The sequence below is a fragment of the Acinetobacter sp. Brlt_5 genome (assembly GCF_051949055.1).
Taxonomy (GTDB): domain Bacteria; phylum Pseudomonadota; class Gammaproteobacteria; order Pseudomonadales; family Moraxellaceae; genus Acinetobacter; species Acinetobacter indicus.
This window is the reverse complement of sequence record NZ_JAYJLP010000001.1, coordinates 184,496-207,010: the sequence shown is the minus strand read 5'-3', so window position 1 is coordinate 207,010 and position 22,515 is coordinate 184,496. Positions and strand designations below refer to the sequence as shown.

Genomic DNA, 22,515 nt, shown 5'->3' with positions numbered 1-22,515 from the left:
GATGGTTAGCTCTTTGTAAGAAAGGATAGCTATTTATTGATATTTTATATATTATAAAAAAATATAATGTTTTGGGTGTATGGCGATGCATGATTTCCTGATTGCGTTTTTAGGTGGTCTTTTATTAGGGGCCGCCGTGGTCGGCTATTTATATGTGAACGGACGAATCGCAGGGATTAGTGGTTTGCTGGCTCAGGTGATGCAGCCAAGCACCATCTTTAAAACACCGGCGCTGTGGTTTTTATTGGGACTGTTTGTTACGCCGTTTATTTATGGAATCTGGCAGCAGCCACAGATTGAACTTGACGCCAGACCACTCATGATGGTGGTGGCCGGTATTTTGGTTGGTTTTGGGACCCGTTTAGGTTCGGGTTGTACCAGTGGTCATGGTATTTGTGGAATCAGCCGTTTATCCAAACGTTCGATGGTAGCGACCTTGACCTTTATGCTGACGGGCGTATTGACAGTGTATGTCATCCGCCATATCACAGGAGCATTCTAAAATGAAAAATATCTGGGCGTTTCTATTTGGCGGATTATTTTCATTGGGCCTGATGATTTCGGGTATGTCCAATCCGGAAAAAGTACTAGGTTTTCTGGATATTTTTGGGGATTGGGATGCCAGTCTGGCTTTTGTGATGATGGGTGCCATCGCCGTGGCTTTTATTCCGTTTCAAAAGGCAGTACGTCAGGCCGAACCTAAGACGGTGTATCATGAGGCCATTGAGTTACCGCGGCAAAATCAGCTAGATTCTAAACTGATTATCGGCAGCGCTTTGTTTGGGATTGGCTGGGGAATTGCCGGCATTTGTCCTGCACCTAGCTTTACGTTAATTGGTTTGGGCTATTATCAGGCGCTGTACTTTATTGCTGCGATGATGTATGGCATGTATCTCCATCATCGACTTTTAGGGAAAAAATCATGACCGCTACGCCAGTTGTACAACATTTTTTTGACAAAGAGACCAATACATTCAGCTATGTAGTGACCGATCCAGCCACGCAGCAATGTGCAATTATTGATAGCGTCTTGAATTATGATGCGGCTTCAGCATCTACCTCGACTGAAGGTGCAGACGCAATCATTAGCTATATTCAGCAAAATAGCCTAAGCGTTGAGTGGATTTTAGAAACCCATGTGCATGCAGATCATCTGACCGCAGCCCAGTATTTAAAAGAAAAGCTCGGTGGAAAAATTGCCATCAGTAACAAGATTATTGTGGTGCAGGATACGTTTGGCCGTATTTATAATCTGGATTTGAAATATCTGAATGCGCATCAAGCCTTTGATTATCTGTTTGATGATCATGAGCAATTCAGTATTGGTGAATTAACGGCCTACAATATTCCAACACCAGGGCATACACCGGCCTGTTTAAGCTATGTGATTGGTGATGCAGTCTTTGTCGGCGATACCTTGTTTATGCCGGATTATGGTACTGCACGCTGCGATTTCCCGAAGGGTAGTGCAGAGCAACTGTTTGATTCTGTGCAAAAACTGTATAAGTTGCCAGCACAGACACGGGTATTTTTATGTCATGACTATCTGCCTGAAGGGCGTGAGGTCTTTATACACGAAACCAGTATCCAGCAGCAAAAAGCCGAGAATATCCATATTCACGATGGCACGCAAAAAGCTGAGTTTGTAGAAATGCGTAATCGCCGTGATGCCGGTTTGTCGATGCCAAAACTGATTCTGCCTGCCATTCAGATCAATATGGTGGCCGGACATTTCCCTGAACCGGAAGCCAATGGCACGCGCTATCTGAAACTGCCACTCAATTATTTCAACAAATAAACTGGATCGGCCAATGCCTTCATGCAACTGGCCGATATTTTTGGCCTGATACAAAATAGCCTAAGCAAAAATACAATTTTAATAAAACACTTATCCTATAATATCGAGAAAGCCAAAACCGATGCATTCAAGGAATCAAAAATGCTGCTCAATTTCCAGACTTCACAACAACATCTATCAAGCACCGACATTCCGGTTGTTCTTATTCATGGTTTATTTGGCAGCCTGAGTAATTTGGGTATGTTGGCACGTGCGTTACAGGAACGTTATCCGGTCATCCAGATTGATGTGCGTAACCACGGAAAATCAGAACATCGCCAGAGCATGAGCTATACCGAGATGGCGCAAGATGTACTGGAAACCCTGGATGCGATTCAGGTACAAAAATTTATCGTGATTGGCCATTCCATGGGTGGAAAAATTGCCATGCAACTGGCTGAACTTGCACCAGAGCGGGTAGAAAAACTGGTGGTGCTGGACATGACGCCATTTGCCTATCAGGAAAATCATCATGACCAAGTGTTTGAGGCGTTATTTGCCGTCAAAAAAGCACAAGTAGAATCGCGCCAGGATGCCACCCAGATTATGCAGCAGCATTTGCGTGAAGATGCGGTGATTCAGTTTCTGATGAAATCGTTTAGTAAAGGGCAGTGGTTATTTAATGTCGATGCGCTTTATGCATCTTATTCGAAAATTTTATCTTGGCAGCCAGTTCAGGTGGATGTGCCAAGTTTATTTATTCGTGGCGGTGCATCTCCGCATTTATCTAAACCGGAACACTATGCTGCCATTGAACAGCAGTTCAGTCAGGCCAGCATTGAAACTGTTGAAAATGCTGGCCATTGGCTGCATGCAGAGAAAACTGCTGAAGTGGTCGATAAAATCCAGCTGTTTTTATCTGCATAAGCCCGGTATTATTTTTAATCGAGTGCATTGGCCATCAGCTGACCTTCCGAGGTCAGCTTTTCTGCCATTTCCCGGGTTTTCTTTAAGCCTGGCATCCGGTATTCGGTATGGCCGTAATCTTTAATGGATTTCCAGCGGCCACCCCAAGTCAGGCCGACCGACTCCGCCACTTCACCATACAGTTCATAACCGCGCATTGCCCACGGGTCACGCTCGGAAATTACCACTTTGCCATTGCGTTTAAAGGCCACATCGGCGGCTAAACCAAATTGATGATAGCTTTGATAACCACGGGCACGGGTGGTGTTTTTATTTTTGGACAGCGAGTTTTGTCGCTCCGGACTACGATAACCTTCCAATAACACCAGCTCATAGCCATGGCGTTCTTTCATGATTTTAAACACCATCAGCAGGCGCTGTTTATAACGTGGATTCATCTTATGCCACTTCCGGTCAGCGCTCACAATTGATGGATTGACATGAGAATGAGCATGTAAATCTTCCACTGCCGGATCATAACTATGCTGATCTGCCGGCACAGCCGCCCACTGATTTTCCAGTTGCATGGCCTCAACCACGGCGGCTTCAACCAGTGCTTCTTCTACTTCAGGTGGTGGCGACAGCATTTCACCTTCAAGCAGGGCATAAACTTGAGGATCGACTTCTCTTAAATAGTCAGCTTCAATTTTGGTGGCGCTAATCGGGCGGGTAAAGGCAAACAGGATGATGCTGGAAAACAGAAAAAATCCGGCAATCAGAATCCACCATTGCTGAATATGCCAATGGGTTTGAGTCTGTTCTGCTGCAGCCGCATGATTAAACTGTTGAGCCAGACTTTTCACCGAGCTCAACTGTTTTTTACTGTTGGGAATAAGTGCCTGAAAACCGGATAACACCTTGGCGCGTAATTCATAAGACAACAATAGCGCCAGGCTACAGGCAACAAGCACAAAGGCAATAAAAATAACCGCAATCATGGATGAACAGCAGTGTCCTGCACGCTTACAGTTTCAACTTTTTCTACCGGTTTACGGGTGACCGAAATTTGGACACTGGCCTGTGGTGTTTCTTCTGGTTCTACGGCGGCCATTGGTACCACGACCGGTGCAGCCGGTTTAGCAGGAACAGCTTTGGCTGGTGCTGGAGCTGGTTTTGGTGCAGGCGGCTGTTTTGCTGTCGCCGCAGGAGCACTGGCCATGTCTTGCGGAAAGTTCGGAGCTACACGCGCTTGATTTGGCGCAGGCTGGGCAGCAACTTTTGCTGGTTGATGGGCAAAGATTTTACTTAAATCACCATCATTGGGTTGCTGAAACTCAACCGGATGTTCAGCCTGCACATCTTCGAGCTCGTCAAAACTGCCAGAGTGATCGGTCATCTGGTTTTTTAATTCTTCCAGTTCTGCCGGCAGTTCCGATGGAGTAGCCGCTGGCGCGGCCATTGCCTGAGTGGACTCTGCTAGTGTTGTCGATGGCTGGCCTGCATAAAAATAGGCATAACCGGCTAAACCGGTGACCACGACCCCCGCCACAAAACCGCCCAGACTATATAAAAGTGGCGACGGCGATTTTGGCTTGTTACTTTGTAAAATCCGTAATGAAGTTTGTTTTTCGTTTGCCATGTTTTATCTAAATTTTATGGTAAATGAATGGTGATATGCGCCTGTTCCGTGGGTGCAGTAATCACGTTTTGATATTGGCTCATTGCGCTACTGTTCTGGTTGGATAGCATGTAACGCAGGCCAGCAAAGGACAATAAGGCAAAAAGGGCTAAAAACAGCAAAATCCAGAAAAAAGGTAATTCACGGTGAATAATATGTTTGATTTGATCCGGTAAGGCAGCAAAAGGGGAAAACGCGGTTTTCTTGCCTTTCAGATAATCAATTTCATCGCCGACACGCGCCACTATATGGTTTAGTGCTTCCATCGACTCAATACGATATTTGCCCTGAAAGCCCAGCAGCATGCAGTAATGATAAACCTCTAAAGCCGCCAGACGTTCTTTGCCACGACTTCTGAGCTGTTCCAGCATTTCAAAAAAGCGATAGCCGGCCAGCTGCGAACCGAACAGATTGAGTTGTAGGGGATTAATCAGCCAGTGATTCTGCAAATCAAAAAATTGCGGGTCCTGCTGGGTCACAATGGTTTCATCCAGCAAGGCACAATACGCATATTTGGCATCGTGAATATCATCGGCTGAAAACTGCAGTTTTTTTGCCTGGGTTTCAAAGCGGTTCAGCATATCCATGATTTTTTCACGGAATGCTTCAACATTGCCTGGCACATACTGGTTCTTGATCAAGAACACAATATAGAAGCCGTCATGAAGTAAATCGACCAGATTGGCACTATTGCTAATTTTCGGGTTGACCTGTGGTGGGGTCAGACCAGTACCAATCTGACCATCATCAAATAAGGAAGGTGCATGATGTGGAGTATTCATGAAAAAATGTCCTTAACCGTTCATGACAGCAATAAGTTCAATAGAAAGATCCTGGAAGCCGGCCGGCACATAGATACAGATCGATTCCGAGTCGAGCATGCGTTGATACAGGTCATTATTCGGCTCAATTTCAAAATAGCTCACTCCGGAACGTACCGGAATAGCGGTCGGAACCTGCATCAGGTGATGAATTGGAATAGCCGGTAAGGCAGCCATCACGCGCTGTTCAACATCAACCGTATTACCGACTTTAAAACGCAGTGGCACAATCTGGATCAGTTCATGCGCCTGCATCATCGAGCTGGACACGGCAATATACAGACGGGTATCGCGAGTAATCTTGTCGGATTCCAGACTGCCGACCCAATAAGACGGACGGATTTCTTTCAGGGCGATGCTGATATAACGGCTGGAAATAATGGTATCCAGCAATTCTCTCAGAATGACATCCAGCTGTTCAAAACTGTCCTGTAGCTGATGATGCTTATAACGCGGCAACTGATCGACTTCATAGGCCGTCGAGAAGGTCAGCAAAGAACCGGTTAAACGTAATAATTCAAAAAATAGACGTTCCGGATGAATCTGAGGATATTGCAGAACATGACTTAAAGTCGCATGTGCAGTATTTAAGGCATTCACCAGCCAGAACGAAACAATATCGCCAGAACGGAATTCAATCAGTTTTTGTTCATTTTCCCGGTTATTGGTTTGAATGGTTTTGATTTTGGCTTTAATCACATTCAAGGTACGGCGCAGGCCTTGCAGCAAGCTGTCGCTCGATTCAATATGTAAAATTGGTGGAATAAATTTGCGCTCAAACTCGAAATGGCCGGAACTGTGGCGTTTGATTTTGGCCACCGGCAAATAGATAAAGCCATCCATTTCATGATTTGGTTCAAACTGGGCATCCAGCAGTTTAAATTCGGCACGGCGTTTCAGCAGGGTAATATCTGCCGGGGTAGCGTCGGTGAATAAATCATGGGTTTGAGTGAGATGTGAATGGTAACGGCCCGGTTGAGCGCCAGATTCAAACACCACATTATTTTTATTTGGCTGTACAATCGGTAGCGCTAGATAAACCAGCATTTCACCACGCAGATTCAGGTCATCCAGCTGTACCGGTTCAGGTAGTAAATCACGTGCTGGCGCCTGATAGATTTCTCCATCTTGCCACAGCATTTCAATACTTTCTAAAGCCAGCACATGGGTATTTAGCTGAGCTTCATCAAACTTTATAGATTGCACACCATAAGCAAATGGAATGGTGGAACGAACAGTATGGTTCAGGCGCTGTTCATGATAGCTGTCTTGCAACTGAAAATGTTGCGGGCGTAAAAATAAGCCTTCGCCCCAAAGAATTTTATCTGCTTTAAACATGGCACTTACCAATCACTATTTGTTTCATTAGAGCTTTGCACACCCAGTAATTCCTGAATATTTTCAAGCGGGTTGTCATTTTTAATTACCTGAGTCAGCCATTCATGCAGCGGCATCTGACTCCATTTAATGGTTTTTTGCAGCATGTAGCTGACCGGGCTATGGGGTTCATTGGCCTGAAAGTAATCGGCAATTTCCTGTAAAACCTGCATGGCCTGTTCACGGTTGGCCAGATGGTTTTGAGGTTGCGGTTGAAAACCGGTCGGTGCATTCATGATGGGCATCGCTATGGCAGGGGCTGCTGTAGCATTAATGGCATCAGCAGTCACAATGTTATTCTGTTCAGGTGCTTCAACCAGAGTCTGCGCGGCAAAGGCATCTGTTTTATATAATTTTTTAAGCGTGGAATGAATCGAATCAAGCTGTGAGTCAATAGCGGCAAAACTTGGTGCATCCAGGCCCATTAATTGATCCAGTACTTCTTTTAAACTTGACCACTGCTGCAAAATGTCCAGAAAGTGCTGGTAATTCTGGTATTGCAGCGACTTCGAGGTATTCAACAGCGCCTGATCAAACTGCTCCAGCTGTGGCGTGGCTGCTTGATCAGATGAATCTTCACTTTGCTTGCGACGCAAATTGTCCTGATACAGAAAATTGTCATAATCACGCAGGCTCAGGTGCGGTGCAGTCACAATCGGCACGGTTTTAATCAGCACCGGAATCTGGTTGATCAAACCTTGTAATAAACCAATACGCTGATCCAGATCATCATCTTCAATTTCCGGATGCAGCTGCAACCAGTATTCATTCAAGCTGCGATGGCTAAGTTGAATGGCCTGAGCAATACCCTCAAAACCATACAAATTGCTCCATGCTTCCAGCAGCCAGCCATATAAACGGATATCCTTGGTTTTGCTTTCCAGTAATTCAGTCGATTTGCTATGTACAAAACCCCAATCGGCCTGTTTGGGTTCGGAGACCCAATCGCCCTGATCGAGAAGCGGATCATCCTGAGTTTTGGCCTTTTTAATGGCATGAAACTCATTGGAAAAAGAATAGTCTTCTCCACAAGGCTGTTCGGCAGAAATGGGGTGTAACAATACATCGAGGTTGAGGTTCATTGCTGTTCTGAATCCTTGATTACGCTTCAGTCATCTTTGCTTTTTTACTGCTTCGTTTTTTGGCCGTTTTTTGTTCCGGATCGAGCTGATAGATGATTTCATCGTCTTTGACATCAATATGAATCAGTTGCGGAATTTTTTGCTCGGCCAGTGCCATCAGGATTTCTGTCGCCAAGGCCGGAAGCACCGAAGAATTCAGAATATTGTCGACATTACGTGCACCACTATCGACTTCGGTACAGCGACTCAGCAGTAATTCGATTAAATCGTCGGAATAGCTGACTTTGGTCTGGTACTGCTGTTCCAGACGCGCGGTAATTTTACCGAGTTTGTGCTGGATAATTTGCACCAGTAAATCATCATGCAATGGGTAATACGGCACAATCCGCATACGTCCTAAAAAGGCCGGTTTGAACTGCTTGTACAAACTTGGTTTCAGCTTTTCAATCAGCTGTTCTGCGCTTGGCCATTCATCTACCGGCAGCGGCAGGCAACTTTGCATGATGGCGCCGGAACCGGCGTTAGAGGTCAGCAGGATGGTGGTATTTTTAAAGTCAATCAGGCGACCTTCACCATCTTCGAGCATGCCTTTATCAAACACCTGATAGAATAGTTCCTGCACATCACTATGCGCTTTTTCAATTTCATCGAGCAGGACCACGCTATACGGATTACGACGTACGGCTTCCGTCAGCACACCGCCTTGACCATAACCCACATAACCCGGCGGCGCACCTTTTAAAGATGAAACCGTATGCGCTTCCTGATATTCCGACATGTTGATGGTAATCAGATGCGATTCACCACCGTATAACTCATTGGCCAAGGCCAGGGCAGTTTCAGTTTTACCAACCCCACTTGGGCCGACCAGCAGGAACACGCCTTGCGGTTTGTTTGGATCTTCCAACTTGGCTTTTGAGGTTTTAATACCTTGCACCAGTTGATGCAGGGCATAGTCTTGCCCCATAACACGCTCAGAAAGTTTATCTTCTAAGGTCAGAACCTGCTTGATTTCATCATTAATCATTTTTCCGACAGGAATACCGGTCCAGTCCGAGATAATTTCATTAATAATCTGGGCATTGACGCGTTCAAATACCAGCGGATGTTGACCTTGCAGTTGCTGCAACTGGCTGCGTAACTGCTGCATCTGGGTCTGGCTGTTTTCATCGGCTTCGGTCTGCTGTTCTAGCGTCTGAATCTGCTGAACCAGTTCCAGTTCTTGTTGCCATTGCTGTTGTGTATCGGCAATTTCCTGCTCAAGAGCAGTAATTTTCTGATTTAAACCGTCTAAACGTTCATGATGAATCGGGAAGTGTGCATGTTCTTTTTCAACAATTTCGCGTTCAAGTGTTAAATTGTGCAGCTGCGCCTGTAACTGATCGAGTTTCACCGGCTGGGCATTTTGAGTCAGCGCCACACGTGCAGCGGCGGTATCTAATACACTAATCGCTTTATCCGGAAGCTGGCGGCCACTGATATAACGATGTGAGGCATGCACAGCCGTGACAATTGCTTCATCATCAATATTCAGCTTAAAGTGATTGGCCATCACCGGAATCATGGCGCGCAGCATATCAATTGCGACTTCTTCAGTTGGCTCTTCAACTTTGACCACCTGGAAACGGCGGCTGAGCGCGGCATCTTTTTCAAAATACTGTTTATATTCGGCCCAAGTGGTGGCCGCGATAGTACGTAACTCACCACGAGCCAGTGCTGGTTTCAGCAGGTTGGCGGCATCATTTTGACCGGCCTGACCACCAGCACCAATTAAGGTATGCGCTTCATCAATAAACAGGATAATCGGATGAGTCGAAGCCTGAACTTCCTGAATCACCTGTTTTAAGCGGTTTTCAAATTCACCTTTAACACTGGCACCAGCCTGTAACAGGCCCATATCCAGCACATGCAAATGCACGTTTTTCAGCGCATCGGGTACCTGGTTATTGGCAATTTTAAGTGCCAAACCTTCTACCACCGCAGTTTTTCCGACACCCGGTTCACCCGTTAAAATCGGATTGTTCTGACGGCGACGCATTAAAATGTCCAGCATCAGACGGATTTCAAATTCACGGCCAATCACCGGATCAATTGCGCCCGTTCTGGCTTTTTCAGTCAGGTTAATGGTGTATTGATCCAGCGCAGGTGTTTTTTTGCTATTTGGTGCAGGCTCGATAGCTGTGACGCTTTCAGTTTCAGCCGTTCCCGGGACAGTAGCGTTTTCATTTTCGACACTTTTGACACATACATCTAAGAATTTGTGCTTCATGGTGTCAATTGGGAACAGGTCAAACAGGCTCGAAGCACGCACTGCAATCTGATAAAGATCAGGTGCGGTTAGCAAAGTAACCAGTAAGTGACCGCTACGAATTTGCGGATTTTGCTCGGCCGAGGCTAATAACCAGGCTTGCTCTAACAGACGAATGATAGATTTTGCAAAGATAGGTGTACGAGAATTACCCTTTGGCAGGTGACTGACACTTTCTTTTAAATCATGAATGAGATCATGTTTTAAAATTTTATATTTATCGAGAAGGAGACTCAGGTCATTTTTATGGTCTTGGGTTAATAATTCTAGGAAAAAGTGTTCTATTTCAATTTCGTAGTTCTGCTGATTAATACAGGCATTGGCAGACTTTTCTAAGGCTGTTCTGGCATGACTTGATAGTTTATTAATCAAAATTTTTAAATTATTCATAACACGCTCTAGTTATAATTCCAGTCCAAATGGGTTAAAGTAGCGACCATGGGCTGAACATCGTTTTCAGTAAATAAAATAAATTTTACTTACATATCAATAATTTATATTGATATAAATATTAGGGTTGTAGTATTCTACCTAAAATTTTTTCAAAAATGAAAACAAATAAGACAAAAATAATTTTACCGGAAACAAAAATATGACAATTATTGTCGATAGTTGGCAGAATTTGTCTTGACGCCAGAAGTTTATTTTTTGTTAAATTTGCGCGATGTTTTTTTTTGATAAAAATTGTTCGTGTTCAGTTTTCAAATACACCCATTCACTATAAATGAATTTAGAAATTAGAGGCTCGTTTTGAAAAAAAGTATTCTTCTTTTTCCCCTAATGGCGACACTTTGTGCCACCCCAATTGCTTATGCAGATGAGCAGATTGAGCTAAAACGAGGCTGTATCAAGGATTATCCGCTGGTTAAGGGAGAAACTGATCAGGCATTGTTGGGGATTTATCAGCAAGTGTGTGCCAAAGAAAATAAAAAAAATCAAGAGGTGAAACAAGAACTGCAAGTTCAAGCCGCAAAACGTTTTCAGGAACTTGGTAAAAATATGAAGACCCTGCAGCTGGTAGAACAGCTGGAAAACCAGGGCGTACGCCATCCAGACCTGACTGATGCGCACTTTTTAGCAGGCGTTTCGATTGCCAAAAATGCCTTAAACTATATGCGTACCGAGCAAATGCGCTTTTTATCTGACGAAGTGACCTATCCAGCGGCCAAGGAATTATCGGATACTATCCGCGCTTCAGTGCCTGCTCCGGATACCAGTTCTGCCAAGGCCATTACCAATGCATCGCTTGCCAAAAAAGCTGCAGCCCAACGTGCTGCAGCACGTAAAGCAAGCAGTAATGCAAGTCGTGCTAAAACCACACGTACCGCATCGACCAAGGCAGCAACTGCAACAAGAACAACTGCTCCGGCAGCAAAACCAGCGGCTTCAAATAATCCATTTGAATCGCTACGAAAATAATAAAACAGGATCACTGTATTATGGCTAAACGTGAAAGTGTACAAAAGAAACTTCAGCGCATTCGTCCTCCACGTGTTCAACTGACTTACGATGTTGAAGTGGGTGATGGCAAAGAAGTGAAAGAATTGCCTTTTGTGGTGGGGGTGTTGGGGGATTTCTCTGCTGCTTCTGAACTGGAAAAGACCAAATTAAAAGATAAAAAATTCATTAATGTTGACCTGGATAACATTGATGAGGTGATGGAATCTTTGGCGCCACGCGCAGCATTCGATGTGGAAAATACCTTAACTGAAGAGGGCGGTCGCATGTCGGTGGATCTGACCTTCACTTCCATGGAAGATTTCCGTCCGGAAAGCGTGGTGCAACAGGTTGATCCGCTGCGTAAACTGGTCGAAGCACGTGAGCGTTTAACCGATTTGCGTAACAAGATTTCCAATAGCGAACGTCTGGAAGATCTGCTGGATGAAGTATTAAAAAATACCGACCAGATTCGTAAATTAAGCGCGGAGGCCGATCATGACTAATGCTCAGGCCGTTCAGGCGCAAACCCAGACTGCAGAAGAACTGACTTTGCTGGACTCGATTGTCGAGCAAAGCCGGATTGCCCGCAATGAAGAAGAACATGACCGTGCCAAAAGCCTGATTGGTGAACTGGCCAAAGAAGTCATGGCCGGGACAATTACTGTTTCTGAAAACATGACTTTGTCGATTGACAAACGTATCGCTGAAATTGATGCGCTGATTTCTGCCCAGCTCAGCAAAATCATGCATCATGAGCAGTTCCAGAAAATTGAATCGACCTGGCGCGGTTTATATTATTTCTGTCAGGAAACACCGTCGAATCCGCTGATTAAAATCCGCATGCTGAATACGACCAAAAAAGAACTGGTCAAAGATTTCCAGGGCGCGACTGATTTTGATCAGAGTACCTTGTTCAAGAAAATTTATGAAGAAGAGTATGGTTCATTTGGTGGTGCACCGTATGCGACTTTAATTGGTGACTTCGAATTTGACCGTACGCCTTCAGATATGTATCTGCTGGAGCAGATTTCGCACGTGGCTGCGGCATCGCATGCACCATTTATTTCTGCGGCAAGTCCGAGCATTCTGGGGCTGGAATCGTTTACCGATATTGACCGTCCACGTGATGTATCCAAGATTTTCGAAACTGCAGAATATGTACAGTGGCGTTCATTTCGTGACAGCGAAGATTCACGTTATGTCGCATTGACCATGCCGCGTGTATTGGGCCGTTTACCGTTCCATCCGAAAGATGGTGCAGCCACTGAAGGCTTTAACTTTATTGAAGAAGTGTCGGGCCAAAACCATGATGAATATTTATGGATGAATGCGGCGTATGCCTTTGGTACCCGTTTAACCAATGCCTTTGATATGCATGGCTGGTGTGCGGCAATTCGTGGCGTTGAAGGTGGTGGTCTGGTCGAAGGCCTGCCGGTCCATACCTTTAAAACCAGCGATGGCGAAGTGGTCTTCAAGTGTCCAACTGAAATTGCCATTACTGACCGTCGTGAAAAAGAATTAAGCGATTTAGGCTTCATTCCACTGGTACATTGTAAAAATACTGACTACGCGGCGTTCTTTGGTGCGCAATCTGCACAAAAACCGAAGAAATACGACAGCGATAGCGCCAATGCCAACTCGGCCTTATCTAGCCAGATTCAATATATTATGGCGGTTTCGCGTATTGCCCATTATTTAAAAGCCATGATGCGCGACAAGGTCGGCAGCTTTGCCTCTGCTGGCAATGTTGAAGCCTTTTTAAATGACTGGTTATCGCAATACGTCTTGCTTGACGACGGTGCCTCTCAGGAAGCGAAAGCACAATATCCACTTCGTGAAGCATCGGTAAAGGTTGTAGAAAATCCTGCTCAGCCGGGACACTACAAGTCTGTGGTTTTCTTAAGACCACATTTCCAGTTGGACGAGTTGTCGGTTTCTTTGCGACTTGTTACTGAGTTACCTCAGTCCTCAAATTGAGGCAACTTATAATAACTTTTAACTAAAACAGGAAAATTTATAAAATGAAAGATATCTACGTACAGTTTCGAGGGAAGTATAAAGTTGATGGCGAATCGCGTGACGCAGAGCACAAAGATTGGCTAGAAGTAAATTCTTGGGCGCACAATATCCGTCAGCCTAAATCAGCGACTTCTTCAAGTGTAGGTGGTCATACTGCTGAGCGTGTAGAACACTCAGACATGATTTTTGTTAAAGATTTGGATGCAACCAGCCCAAAACTTTGGGAAGCATGTTCTGCGGGTTATACCTTCGATGAAGTACAGATCGATTTCTATCGTGCTAACGGTGACAAGCGTATCAAGTACCTGCAAATCAAACTGAAACATGTACTGGTTTCAAGCGTAACGCCAACTGTGAATGAAGAAGGTGTTCCAACTGAATCATTCGGTTTGAAATATGCCGCAGTCGAGTGGACTTATAACCAGCAAGACATTAACGGTACTCAAAAAGGTGCAGTTACTAAAAAATGGTCACTTTCAAATAACACAGCATCTTACGCTGCTTAATTTGTATGACCACGGGAGGCTGGCGCTATGCCAGCCTCTACCTGATTTTATACTTAATTAGTAATACATGAATTTAGACCAGCTTTATCCGTACGGTTTTAGAACTACATTATTTGACCGGCTTTTAACTACAGAAGATTATCATTTAAAGGGGTTGTCATTACAGGAACTTCGCGAATCTGTTGCTGCAGATCTGGAAGACCTGCTCAATAGCCGCATGGCATCTTTGCATGAACAGATTGATGATTTTCCACTGGTCAAAAAGTCCATTATGCAGTTCGGGATTATTGATTTTGTCGGCTTATCGACCGCTAATCCAAGTGACCGCGATAAAATCTGCCAGTCTATTGCACAATCCATCGCGGCACATGAACCGCGTTTAAGACAGATTAAAGTTGAAATGTTATTAGATGAACAGGATATGGGGGCTTTGTGCTTGAGTATTCAGGCCTATATCAATATTCATCCTTTATATGAACCTGTGATTTTTGATGCTTTATTAAAACCAACAACACAACAATATGTTATTTCGGCACGTGCATAAGTGGGATTCCTGTGATTGAAGACTTGTTACCTTATTACGAAAAACAGCTGCAAGAATTCGGCCAGCAATCTCGTGAATTTTCCCAAAAATATCCTAAAATTGCCCAGCGTCTGTCTTTAAATCAGGAACAGATTGATGACCCGCATATCGAGCGTTTAATTCAGGCATTTTCACTAATAGCCGCACGTATTGATAAAAAACTGGCAGACAGCTACGACATTTTTACCCGTGCCTTGTTTGAGGTCATGTTTCCACAGTACCTAAAGCCTTTTCCGGCCTGTTCTGTGGTCAGCTTTGAAGATCTCAATAAAATTAAACAGCTGACCGAAGCACATACAATTCCCAAAGGCACGGCGTTAAAATCCAGGAGTTTCAAAGGCGTTCAGTGCGAGTTTTCAAGCACACACAGCGTGAATTTATTGCCAATTCAGCTCAACAAGCTGGAATTCAAGAGCAATCCGAGTGCGCATATGCACTTGAACCAGAACGCAACCTTAAGTCTGAGTTTTGAAATTTTTAATCAGGCACACACATTGCTGCAACAACAGCAGTTGCCAATTTATCTTGATGCGATTTCCAATTTTCCACTCCAGGTACTCGATGGTATTTTCAGTCCCAGTACCGGATTTTCGCTAAAAATTGGCCAGCGCCAAATTCAGATTGCTAATCCATTTCAGCTGATGGGTATGCATGAGCAGGAGAGTGTACTGCCGCTAGATGAGCATACCCATCATGCCTACCGGTTATTGCTGGAATATTTCTGCTTTCCGGAAAAGTTTAATTTCCTGAGTCTGAATCTGGATTTTCTGCATTATTTCGAAGATCAGAGCCAGTTTGAATTGCTGATTCATCTGAAACTGAATCTGAATGATCAGATGGTGATTCGCAATTATTCCGAACTGAACGTGGCTAACTTTAAATTATTTGCCACACCGGTGGTGAACCTGTTTGAGAAGCAGGCCGAACCGCAAAAAATTGATCACAAGCAGCTGGAATATCCACTGGTGACCGATGCGCATCATCCTGAGTTTTATCAGATGTATAGCATTCAGGAAATGAACATGATCCGGGAAAAAACCAATCAGGATCAGGTGGTTTTTCCGGTTTATCCATTTTTTGCCATGAGTCATTATCGGCATGAAGATATTCAGTTTTATTACGCCCTAAATGCCAAGCAGCTGCATAACCGTTTTGTGGAAACGGGCTACAGTGTATTGTCAAAGCAATTACAACCGCAGCACACCAAGTCGGATTTTATCAGCGCCAAACTGCTTTGCTCTAACCGTGACTTGCCACATGAGGCTTTAAGCCAAGCCAATAATATTTTAAATCTGAATGACAGCAGTCTGGCACGGCGCGCTCTGGTACTGAAGCGTCCGAATAAGCCGTATTATTTTGAGCAGAATAAAATGGAACAATGGCGGGTGATCTCGCATTTATCCTTAAACACCTTGTCTTTGATGAAAGGCGATGCGATCAGTCATATCAAAGAGCTGCTTGAACTTTATAACCTACCAAAATCTAAAGAAAATCATTTAATTATTGACTCAATTAAAGCGGTCGAGTTTTCGTTAACCCAGAAAATGGTCGAAGCTAAACCCTTTCCTTTATTTGTCCGTGGTCTGAAAGTGCATCTGGATATTGATCCACAGGTATTTCGTGGCCATAGCCTTTATATTTTCAGTACCTTGCTCAGTCATATCTTTAACTTAAAAGTTCAGATGAACAGCTTTGTGGATGTGGTGGTGCGCGATGCCAACAGCTTACAGGAGTTATACCAATGCGTGCAGAACGTTGGTGGCAAGAAACTTCTGTAATTGCAGATCTGGTTGAACAGCCGACGGCGTATGAGTTTATTCAGGCCACGCGGCTGCTGCGTCATGCACCTGAACAGGCCGTACAGACCGACTGGAAAAAGGGCTTTCAGTTTCAGACCTCGCTCAATCTGAATTTTCCGGCGGCAGAAATTGAAACGTTGGCGGTTGAAGATGATCAGATTCAGCTGACCAATTTAATGGTGGGACTCACCGGCATTCAGGGGGCCTTACCGTATACCTATACCCAGCGCATCCGCCAGAGTCCACGTATCCAGCGTGAAGAAACCGTGCAGTTCCTCAGTTTGTTTAATAACAAACTGACCGGACAATATATTGAAGCCAGCTTGGCTTATAACTTGCCGGTACGTTATGAGGTCGAACACGACAATCATTATCTGGATATTCTGCATGCGCTCAATGGTTACATCCGTTCACAACATGAACAGGATGAAATGGACCATTATTTTGCAGAATTTTCAGGCCTGATGCAGGGCCAGAACAACACTGCACATGCCTTAAAAACCGTGCTGAACTGTATTTTTAAAACCGATTTTACTGTGCATGAATTTATTGAAGAAAAATTCAAACTGAATGATGCGCATAAAACCTGTTTAGGTGGCAGCAATCCGGCCTTGCTTGGAGTAAATACCTTTTGTGGGGAAACCATCCGCCAGATTGATGGCAAGATTGAAATTGAAGTTGGGCCTTTAAACCGGCAGCAATATCAGGAATTTTTACCGGGACAGCGAGCCAGCACTAAACTGAAAAAACTCTTACAGACCTGGTGCAGTCCGACCTTAATGGTCGACTTGCGTTTGGTGCTGAGCAAAGAAGACATTCAGCCTTTATGTCTGAACTCCAGTCATCGCGCAGGGCTCGGGCAAGGGGCTTTTTTAATGCCACAGGCATGGGCAGATAATCGTGATAGCTGTTATCCGTTGTTGGGGGATCAAAGATGATCAAGTGGATCATTGGCACTTTTGTCAGTATTTTTATTCTGGTCAGCACCGCCATTATCTTTTACTGGCGCGATATTCAGCATGATCCCGATACGGCAGATATGCTGGCATTTTTTGTATTTTTACCTTTGGCGATTACGCTGCTGCTGACGTCACCTTTCATCATTTATAGCGCAGTCCAGCATTATAAAAAACGACAGGAAGAACAAAAACAGCAGCAGGAGCAGGCAGCACTTGCCCAGCAGCAGACTCCTGAAGAAAAAGCGGAGCCGGTCAGAACGGTGGCGCTGAACCTGTACAGTGGTTATAGCCAGCATGCTTTTGGTGAAAATGAACAGATTGTCGAAGAATTAAAAAATTTCACTAGTCCGGAGCTGGATCATCAGCTGTTAAATGCCTACGGCTTGCCAATTTTGTCTTATCGCATTAAAGACCTGGATGATGAAATCGAGCTGGATGACGATGCAGATGAATATAGCGTCGACAGCCAGCGCAGTTTACGCATACGCCGGCTGGTCCAGCAGCAGCTGGTTCAGCACAGCGATGTACTGATGCAAATTGCCGAACATTTAAAACAGTCGGCACTGTTTTATGACAGCGAGCTGGCCTATCAGTACCGTATGCATCCGGGCTGGATTGATCCCAACCATCAGGAAGATGACAGCCTTGAACCTGAGCCGGTGCAACCTGTTATGCGTTTAAACCGGATTAATATTCATGTGGTGCTGGCAGAAGATTTGCTGCATTTGTGGAATGAAATGGACAGCCAGCAGATGATCATGGAGTTTATCCAGGATTTTCAGGTGATTCCGGAGCAGATTCATATCGAGCATCATTACTGGGGCAGTAAAAATGCCTATCAGGACTGGTTTGAATTGCTGGAACAGACCGCAGCACAAACCGAAGAAGTATCGCTAATAGTGCTGGTCGATTCTGAAATTGATCAGGACGTGATTGATGAAAAAACCTGGCTGACCGACCATTATTTACCGGCCGAATTTGTCTCTAGCTGTATTGTGGCTTCCACCGCGGTGCAGATTAACCAGCTGGAACCATTCAAAATGCTGCAGCTGGTGTTGAATGAAAAAAATATTGCTCATTACCTGCAGCAGCATCAGATGACAGAACTGGCGCAATTCGATCAGGAACAGCCTTTTGTGCTGATGCCAGATGATCCGACCCAGATTAAAGTCGTGAAACAGATTGAACAGAGTTTTGCTGAGTCTCAAATCGAAACTCATCATTTTTTATATACAAAACAAAGTATTGGTCATACCCAGAACTTATCGAAAGTGTTTTCTTTCATGTTGGGCATGCATCTTCCAGAGGGAATTATTTCCATGATTTACAGTACCGAACATCCGGCCACCCACGTACTTTTTATGCCGGTTTCCCATGAAACCTCACAGGGCTGATGTTGCAGTATCGCGCGAATTTTAGAACAACGAGAACAGTATGTTTTATACCATTTTAGGCTATGTCTGGCAGTATGTGACTAATCCGAAAGCGATTATTGCACTGTCTATTTTTGTGGCACTCATAGCATCTTATAACACCATTCCGCGCAATCTATTCTGGGCGCTGATGGCAGTGTATATTCTGGGTGTGGTCGGGTACGGGATTTATGCCTTGATCCAGCGTTATCGTCATGAAAAGCAGGGCGAAGAGCTGGCCGAAGCCATCAGTAAAGACACCGAAGCCGAATACGGCAAGCAGAAAGACAAAGAAGAATTACAGCTGATTCAACAACAAATGAAAGAATCGATTCAGCTGATCCGCAAGTCCAAACTGGGCGATAAAAAGGGTAATGCGGCCTTATATGAATTGCCGTGGTATATGGTGATTGGTAACCCGGCCGCCGGAAAAAGTTCGGCGATTTATAATTCCGGTCTGAAATTTCCCTTTGAAGAAAGCCATCAGAAAATGGTGTCTGCCGGTTTAAGCGGTACCCGTAACTGTGACTGGTTCTTTTCCACCGAAGGGGTATTGCTAGATACAGCCGGGCGTTATTCAGTCTATTCCGAAGATCATTCAGAGTGGCTCGGTTTTTTAGGTTTACTGAAGAAAAACCGTTCTCAGGCACCGATTAATGGCCTGATTGTGATTGTCAGCATTGCCGAGCTGGTCAGTCAGAGTCCGGAAAAATCAATTAAGCTGGCCAAGAATTTACGTGCCCGGATTCAGGATTTAACCGAGCGTCTGGAAATTTATCCTCCGGTGTATCTGGTGTTTTCTAAAATGGACCTGATTGCCGGCTTTACCGAATTCTTTGAATGTTATGAAGTGAATGAGTTTGATCAGGTCTGGGGTGCAACCTTGCCCTATGATGCGGAATCTTCTCAAAATGCGGTCGAGCTGTTTGAAAAGCATTACGGCATTTTATATGACGGTTTAAAAGGCGTAAGTACTACCCATTTAAGCCGCCGCCATTCACAGAATATTTCTCCAAGTGTCATGACTTTCCCGCTGGAGTTCAAGAGCTTAAAGCCAGCGCTGAAAACCTTTATTGGTACCTTGTTTGAAGATAATCCGTACCAGTTTAAACCGGTATTCCGTGGCTTCTATTTCACCAGTGCCTTACAGGAAGGCACCATTGAAAGCCCGATGACCGAGCAGATTGCACAGGACTTTTTACTGACCAAGATTCCCAACAGTGAACATGGTGTGCCGACCCGTTCGGTTTCACAAAACCATGGTTACTTCCTGAAAGGGCTGTTTTCTGATGTGATTCTGAAAGACAAGAATCTGGTCAAACAGCATATTAATCCACTGCGTAAACGCCAGCGTTATGTTGGCTTTATTGCTGCATTATTTGGTGTGTCGATTATTCTGGGACTGTGGGTCTGGTCGTATCGCAATAACCAGCAGTTAATTGCCGAAGTGCAGCAAGACCTGAATAAAGTCGTGCAAATCGAGCAGCGCTCTGGCACCGAACTGGCTGGACAGCTTGAAGCCTTGCTGATTCTGCAAAACCGTATGTCACAGCTGGACAGTTTTGCTGAAGATCGTCCATTAAAATTTGGCTTTGGTTTATACCAGGGCAATGAGCTGCGTGAAAAGCTGAAGACTGAATATTTGCAAGGCGTGCAGCAGATTGTGCTGCAGCCAGCACAGCAAAACATGGCACAGTATCTGCAACGGGTAAAAGCCAATGAAGAAACCCTGAAGGCCAATCATGCCAATGTGGAAATCAAGCAGGTGGCCAATCAGCAGAAATATCTGGAGCCATCGGACAGTAATCCGCAAGATGCGTACAATGCACTGAAAGCCTACTTGATGATGAGCAATCCGGAATATCGTGAAGCCGGTCATTTAAGTGATCAGGTGACGCGTTTCTGGCGTCCGTGGTTAGATGCCAATCGGGGGAATTTGGCGCGCGGCCAAATGCTGAAAGATGCCGAGCAGATTTTATCTTATGCCATGACCCTGGCCAATGATGCCAAATTCCCAAATCTGGAAGCGGATACCTTGGTGGTTGATCAGTCACGTCAGGTGTTATTGTCTGTAGTTCGCGGCATGCCAGCACGTGATCGGGTTTATAACGAAATTAAAATGCGTGCAGCGGTACGTTTCCCGGCTTTAACCGTCAAACAGATGGTCGGTGAGAACAATCAGGCAGTGGTGCTGGGCAGTTATGCTTTACCGGGTGTATTTACCCAAAAAGCCTGGGCAGAATACGTCGAAACCGCCATTGATGAAGTTTCCAACCGGCCAACAGATTCTAAAGACTGGGTGTTAAACAGTACCCAGTCCGATGACCTGACCTTTAGTGGCAGCCCCGATCAGATCCGTAAACAGCTGACCGATCTGTACAAGCAGGAATATATTGCAGAATGGCGTAAATTCCTGGCTGGTGTGCACTATGCCAAAGGCAAGGAATTTAAACAGTCTGCGCAGAATATTGAAAAACTGGGTGAACCGGAAAATTCACCAATCCGTCAGATGATTACCCGGATTGCACAGGAAACCTCGTGGGATAATCCGGTGGTTCAGGCAGAACTAGCCGCACCGCAAAAAGGTTTTATTGCCTGGTTTAAACGTAAAGTGTTGAACCGCGATGAAGCGAAAATGGCGGAACAGGCCGTAGCCAGAGCACAAGGACCAATTTCCAAAGAATTCCAGATGTTCTATCAGCTGGTACGTAAGCGTGATGACCAGCAGAACAAGTCTTTACTGGATGAGTATATGCAAGCGATTGCTCAGGTGCGCAGCAAGTTCAATGACCTGAAAAGTGCGGGCGATATTGGTCCATCGGCCATGACCTTGGTGAAACAGACCATCAATGATCAAAGTTCGGTGTTTAACAGTACCCAGAAACTGGTCGATGAGAAGATGACGGTGGGCTTAAATGAACGTGACCAGCAGCTATTACAAAAACTGTTGATCAGTCCATTAACGCATTCATTTGAAAGCCTGTTAATTCCGGCGCAGGATGAGATCAATAAACTCTGGACCATGCAGGCTTATCAGCCATTTAGCGCCAATTTAAGCAAAAAATATCCATTTAATTCCTCTGCGACCTTACAGGCGACCAGCAATGAAATTAGCCAGATTTTTGGTGAAAATGGCAGTATCGCCCGTTTTGTGAAAGAGTATTTAGATCCGCTGGTGATCCGTCGTGGCTATACCTTAACCTCAAAAACCTGGAAAGATTTAGGTATCAGCCTGAACCCACAATTTGTGATGAATTTCCAGAGCTATGTCGCGCCTAGCAATGGCATGGCGACAGGTGAATTGTCTCAAACCGCGGCGCAAGCACCGGTGAATCAGTCCAACTTCCAGTTCTATCCATTACAGAATCCGCAATTACTGGCCTATACCATTGATATTGATGGACAGCGTATGGTTTATGAAAATGGCATTCAGCAATGGGTGAATTTCGTCTGGCCAAATCCGGGTGCGATTCCGGGTGCGCGTATTACAGCGGTGGATTTAGAAGGTAAAACCCATACCGTCTTTGATGAACCGGGTGAGTACGGCATTAACCGTCTGATTGACACGGCTCAGCGTACCCAGCAAGGCGGCAGCTTTGAAATGGTCTGGAAAAGCAAGCAGGACCCGAATATTGCGGTGAAACTGAACTTCCGACTGATTAGCGGCAACTCGGGTAATATTGGCTCAAGCCGTGGCTATGCGGGTTTACAGCTGGTTGATCAGGTGGTTACCAATAAATCGGTACGTGTCGTGGCTGCGCAAACAGCACCGACACCTGCCACTGCACGCACCAATAGCACATCGCCTTTAAAAGGAATTGAAGGAGTACAGCCATGATCAGCCAGAA

General features: G+C 45.0%; 19 protein-coding genes. 13 read left to right on the top strand and 6 right to left on the bottom strand.

The features are described from left to right. Positions 1 to 85: 85 nt before the first annotated feature. The 4 genes from VF685_RS01025 to VF685_RS01010 all read left to right on the top strand — a co-directional run bounded on the left by VF685_RS01025 (position 86) and on the right by VF685_RS01010 (position 2,704). Positions 86 to 502, top strand: a complete 417-nt coding sequence (locus tag VF685_RS01025) for a YeeE/YedE family protein (RefSeq protein ID WP_016658158.1) — start codon at positions 86 to 88, stop codon at positions 500 to 502. 1 nt (position 503) lies between these two features. After that, positions 504 to 926 (top strand): DUF6691 family protein, encoded by a 423-nt coding sequence (locus tag VF685_RS01020; RefSeq protein WP_005177782.1) that lies wholly within the window; start codon positions 504 to 506, stop codon positions 924 to 926. Continuing rightward, a complete protein-coding gene (locus tag VF685_RS01015; RefSeq protein WP_005177784.1) occupies positions 923 to 1,798 on the top strand; it encodes an MBL fold metallo-hydrolase in 876 nt (291 codons plus the stop codon). The genes VF685_RS01020 and VF685_RS01015 overlap by 4 nt, the downstream gene beginning before the upstream one ends. Before the next feature lie 141 nt (positions 1,799 to 1,939). Continuing rightward, the gene (locus tag VF685_RS01010) at positions 1,940 to 2,704 is read left to right on the top strand and encodes an alpha/beta fold hydrolase (protein ID WP_286384811.1); all 765 of its coding nucleotides are present in this window, start codon (positions 1,940 to 1,942) and stop codon (positions 2,702 to 2,704) included. A gap of 14 nt (positions 2,705 to 2,718) precedes the next feature. Here VF685_RS01010 and VF685_RS01005 read toward each other — a convergent pair whose 3' ends face one another. Genes VF685_RS01005 through tssH form a run of 6 tightly spaced genes read right to left on the bottom strand, consistent with a single transcriptional unit; the run spans position 2,719 to position 10,339 of the window. Then, a complete protein-coding gene (locus VF685_RS01005; RefSeq protein ID WP_075167752.1) occupies positions 2,719 to 3,681 on the bottom strand; it encodes a M15 family metallopeptidase in 963 nt (320 codons plus the stop codon). Continuing rightward, the gene (locus VF685_RS01000) at positions 3,678 to 4,322 is read right to left on the bottom strand and encodes a hypothetical protein (RefSeq protein ID WP_104484622.1); all 645 of its coding nucleotides are present in this window, start codon (positions 4,320 to 4,322) and stop codon (positions 3,678 to 3,680) included. Before VF685_RS01000 ends, VF685_RS01005 begins: the two co-directional genes overlap by 4 nt. 14 nt (positions 4,323 to 4,336) lie before the next feature. Next, positions 4,337 to 5,143, bottom strand: coding sequence for a type IVB secretion system protein IcmH/DotU (gene icmH, locus VF685_RS00995; RefSeq protein WP_075175230.1), 807 nt, complete (start codon positions 5,141 to 5,143; stop codon positions 4,337 to 4,339). 12 nt (positions 5,144 to 5,155) lie between these two features. Further along, positions 5,156 to 6,520 carry a type VI secretion system baseplate subunit TssK gene (tssK, locus tag VF685_RS00990; protein ID WP_005177795.1) on the bottom strand — a complete coding sequence of 455 codons (1,365 nt, stop codon included), beginning with the start codon at positions 6,518 to 6,520 and terminating at the stop codon, positions 5,156 to 5,158. A gap of 5 nt (positions 6,521 to 6,525) precedes the next feature. Further along, positions 6,526 to 7,641 (bottom strand): type VI secretion system protein TssA, encoded by a 1,116-nt coding sequence (tssA, locus tag VF685_RS00985; RefSeq protein WP_152342367.1) that lies wholly within the window; start codon positions 7,639 to 7,641, stop codon positions 6,526 to 6,528. Positions 7,642 to 7,660: 19 nt separating this feature from the next. Beyond that, on the bottom strand, positions 7,661 to 10,339 hold the full coding sequence (gene tssH / locus VF685_RS00980) for a type VI secretion system ATPase TssH (protein WP_286384816.1): 2,679 nt from the start codon (positions 10,337 to 10,339) through the stop codon (positions 7,661 to 7,663). A 390-nt stretch (positions 10,340 to 10,729) separates the two neighbouring features. Between tssH and VF685_RS00975 the strand changes: the two genes are divergently transcribed. The 9 genes from VF685_RS00975 (at position 10,730) to tssM (ending at position 22,505) form a co-directional block, all read left to right on the top strand. Beyond that, positions 10,730 to 11,368, top strand: a complete 639-nt coding sequence (locus tag VF685_RS00975) for a hypothetical protein (protein ID WP_104483770.1) — start codon at positions 10,730 to 10,732, stop codon at positions 11,366 to 11,368. Between the two features lie 20 nt (positions 11,369 to 11,388). After that, a complete protein-coding gene (gene tssB, locus VF685_RS00970) occupies positions 11,389 to 11,892 on the top strand; it encodes a type VI secretion system contractile sheath small subunit (protein ID WP_045795670.1) in 504 nt (167 codons plus the stop codon). Next, the gene (tssC, locus tag VF685_RS00965; protein ID WP_005177804.1) at positions 11,885 to 13,366 is read left to right on the top strand and encodes a type VI secretion system contractile sheath large subunit; all 1,482 of its coding nucleotides are present in this window, start codon (positions 11,885 to 11,887) and stop codon (positions 13,364 to 13,366) included. The genes tssB and tssC overlap by 8 nt, the downstream gene beginning before the upstream one ends. Before the next feature lie 44 nt (positions 13,367 to 13,410). Next, entirely contained in the window at positions 13,411 to 13,914 is a 504-nt protein-coding gene (locus VF685_RS00960; RefSeq protein WP_286384817.1) for an Hcp family type VI secretion system effector, read from the top strand. A gap of 67 nt (positions 13,915 to 13,981) precedes the next feature. Next, positions 13,982 to 14,458: a type VI secretion system baseplate subunit TssE gene (tssE, locus tag VF685_RS00955; protein ID WP_045795669.1), complete on the top strand. Its 477-nt coding sequence runs from the start codon at positions 13,982 to 13,984 to the stop codon at positions 14,456 to 14,458. 11 nt (positions 14,459 to 14,469) lie between these two features. Continuing rightward, on the top strand, positions 14,470 to 16,275 hold the full coding sequence (gene tssF, locus VF685_RS00950; RefSeq protein ID WP_075175233.1) for a type VI secretion system baseplate subunit TssF: 1,806 nt from the start codon (positions 14,470 to 14,472) through the stop codon (positions 16,273 to 16,275). Next, on the top strand, positions 16,239 to 17,234 hold the full coding sequence (gene tssG / locus VF685_RS00945) for a type VI secretion system baseplate subunit TssG (RefSeq protein WP_286384818.1): 996 nt from the start codon (positions 16,239 to 16,241) through the stop codon (positions 17,232 to 17,234). The genes tssF and tssG overlap by 37 nt, the downstream gene beginning before the upstream one ends. Next, entirely contained in the window at positions 17,231 to 18,649 is a 1,419-nt protein-coding gene (locus tag VF685_RS00940) for a hypothetical protein (RefSeq protein WP_286384819.1), read from the top strand. The genes tssG and VF685_RS00940 overlap by 4 nt, the downstream gene beginning before the upstream one ends. A gap of 40 nt (positions 18,650 to 18,689) precedes the next feature. Then, positions 18,690 to 22,505 (top strand): type VI secretion system membrane subunit TssM, encoded by a 3,816-nt coding sequence (gene tssM, locus VF685_RS00935; RefSeq protein WP_104484629.1) that lies wholly within the window; start codon positions 18,690 to 18,692, stop codon positions 22,503 to 22,505. Positions 22,506 to 22,515: the final 10 nt, after the last annotated feature.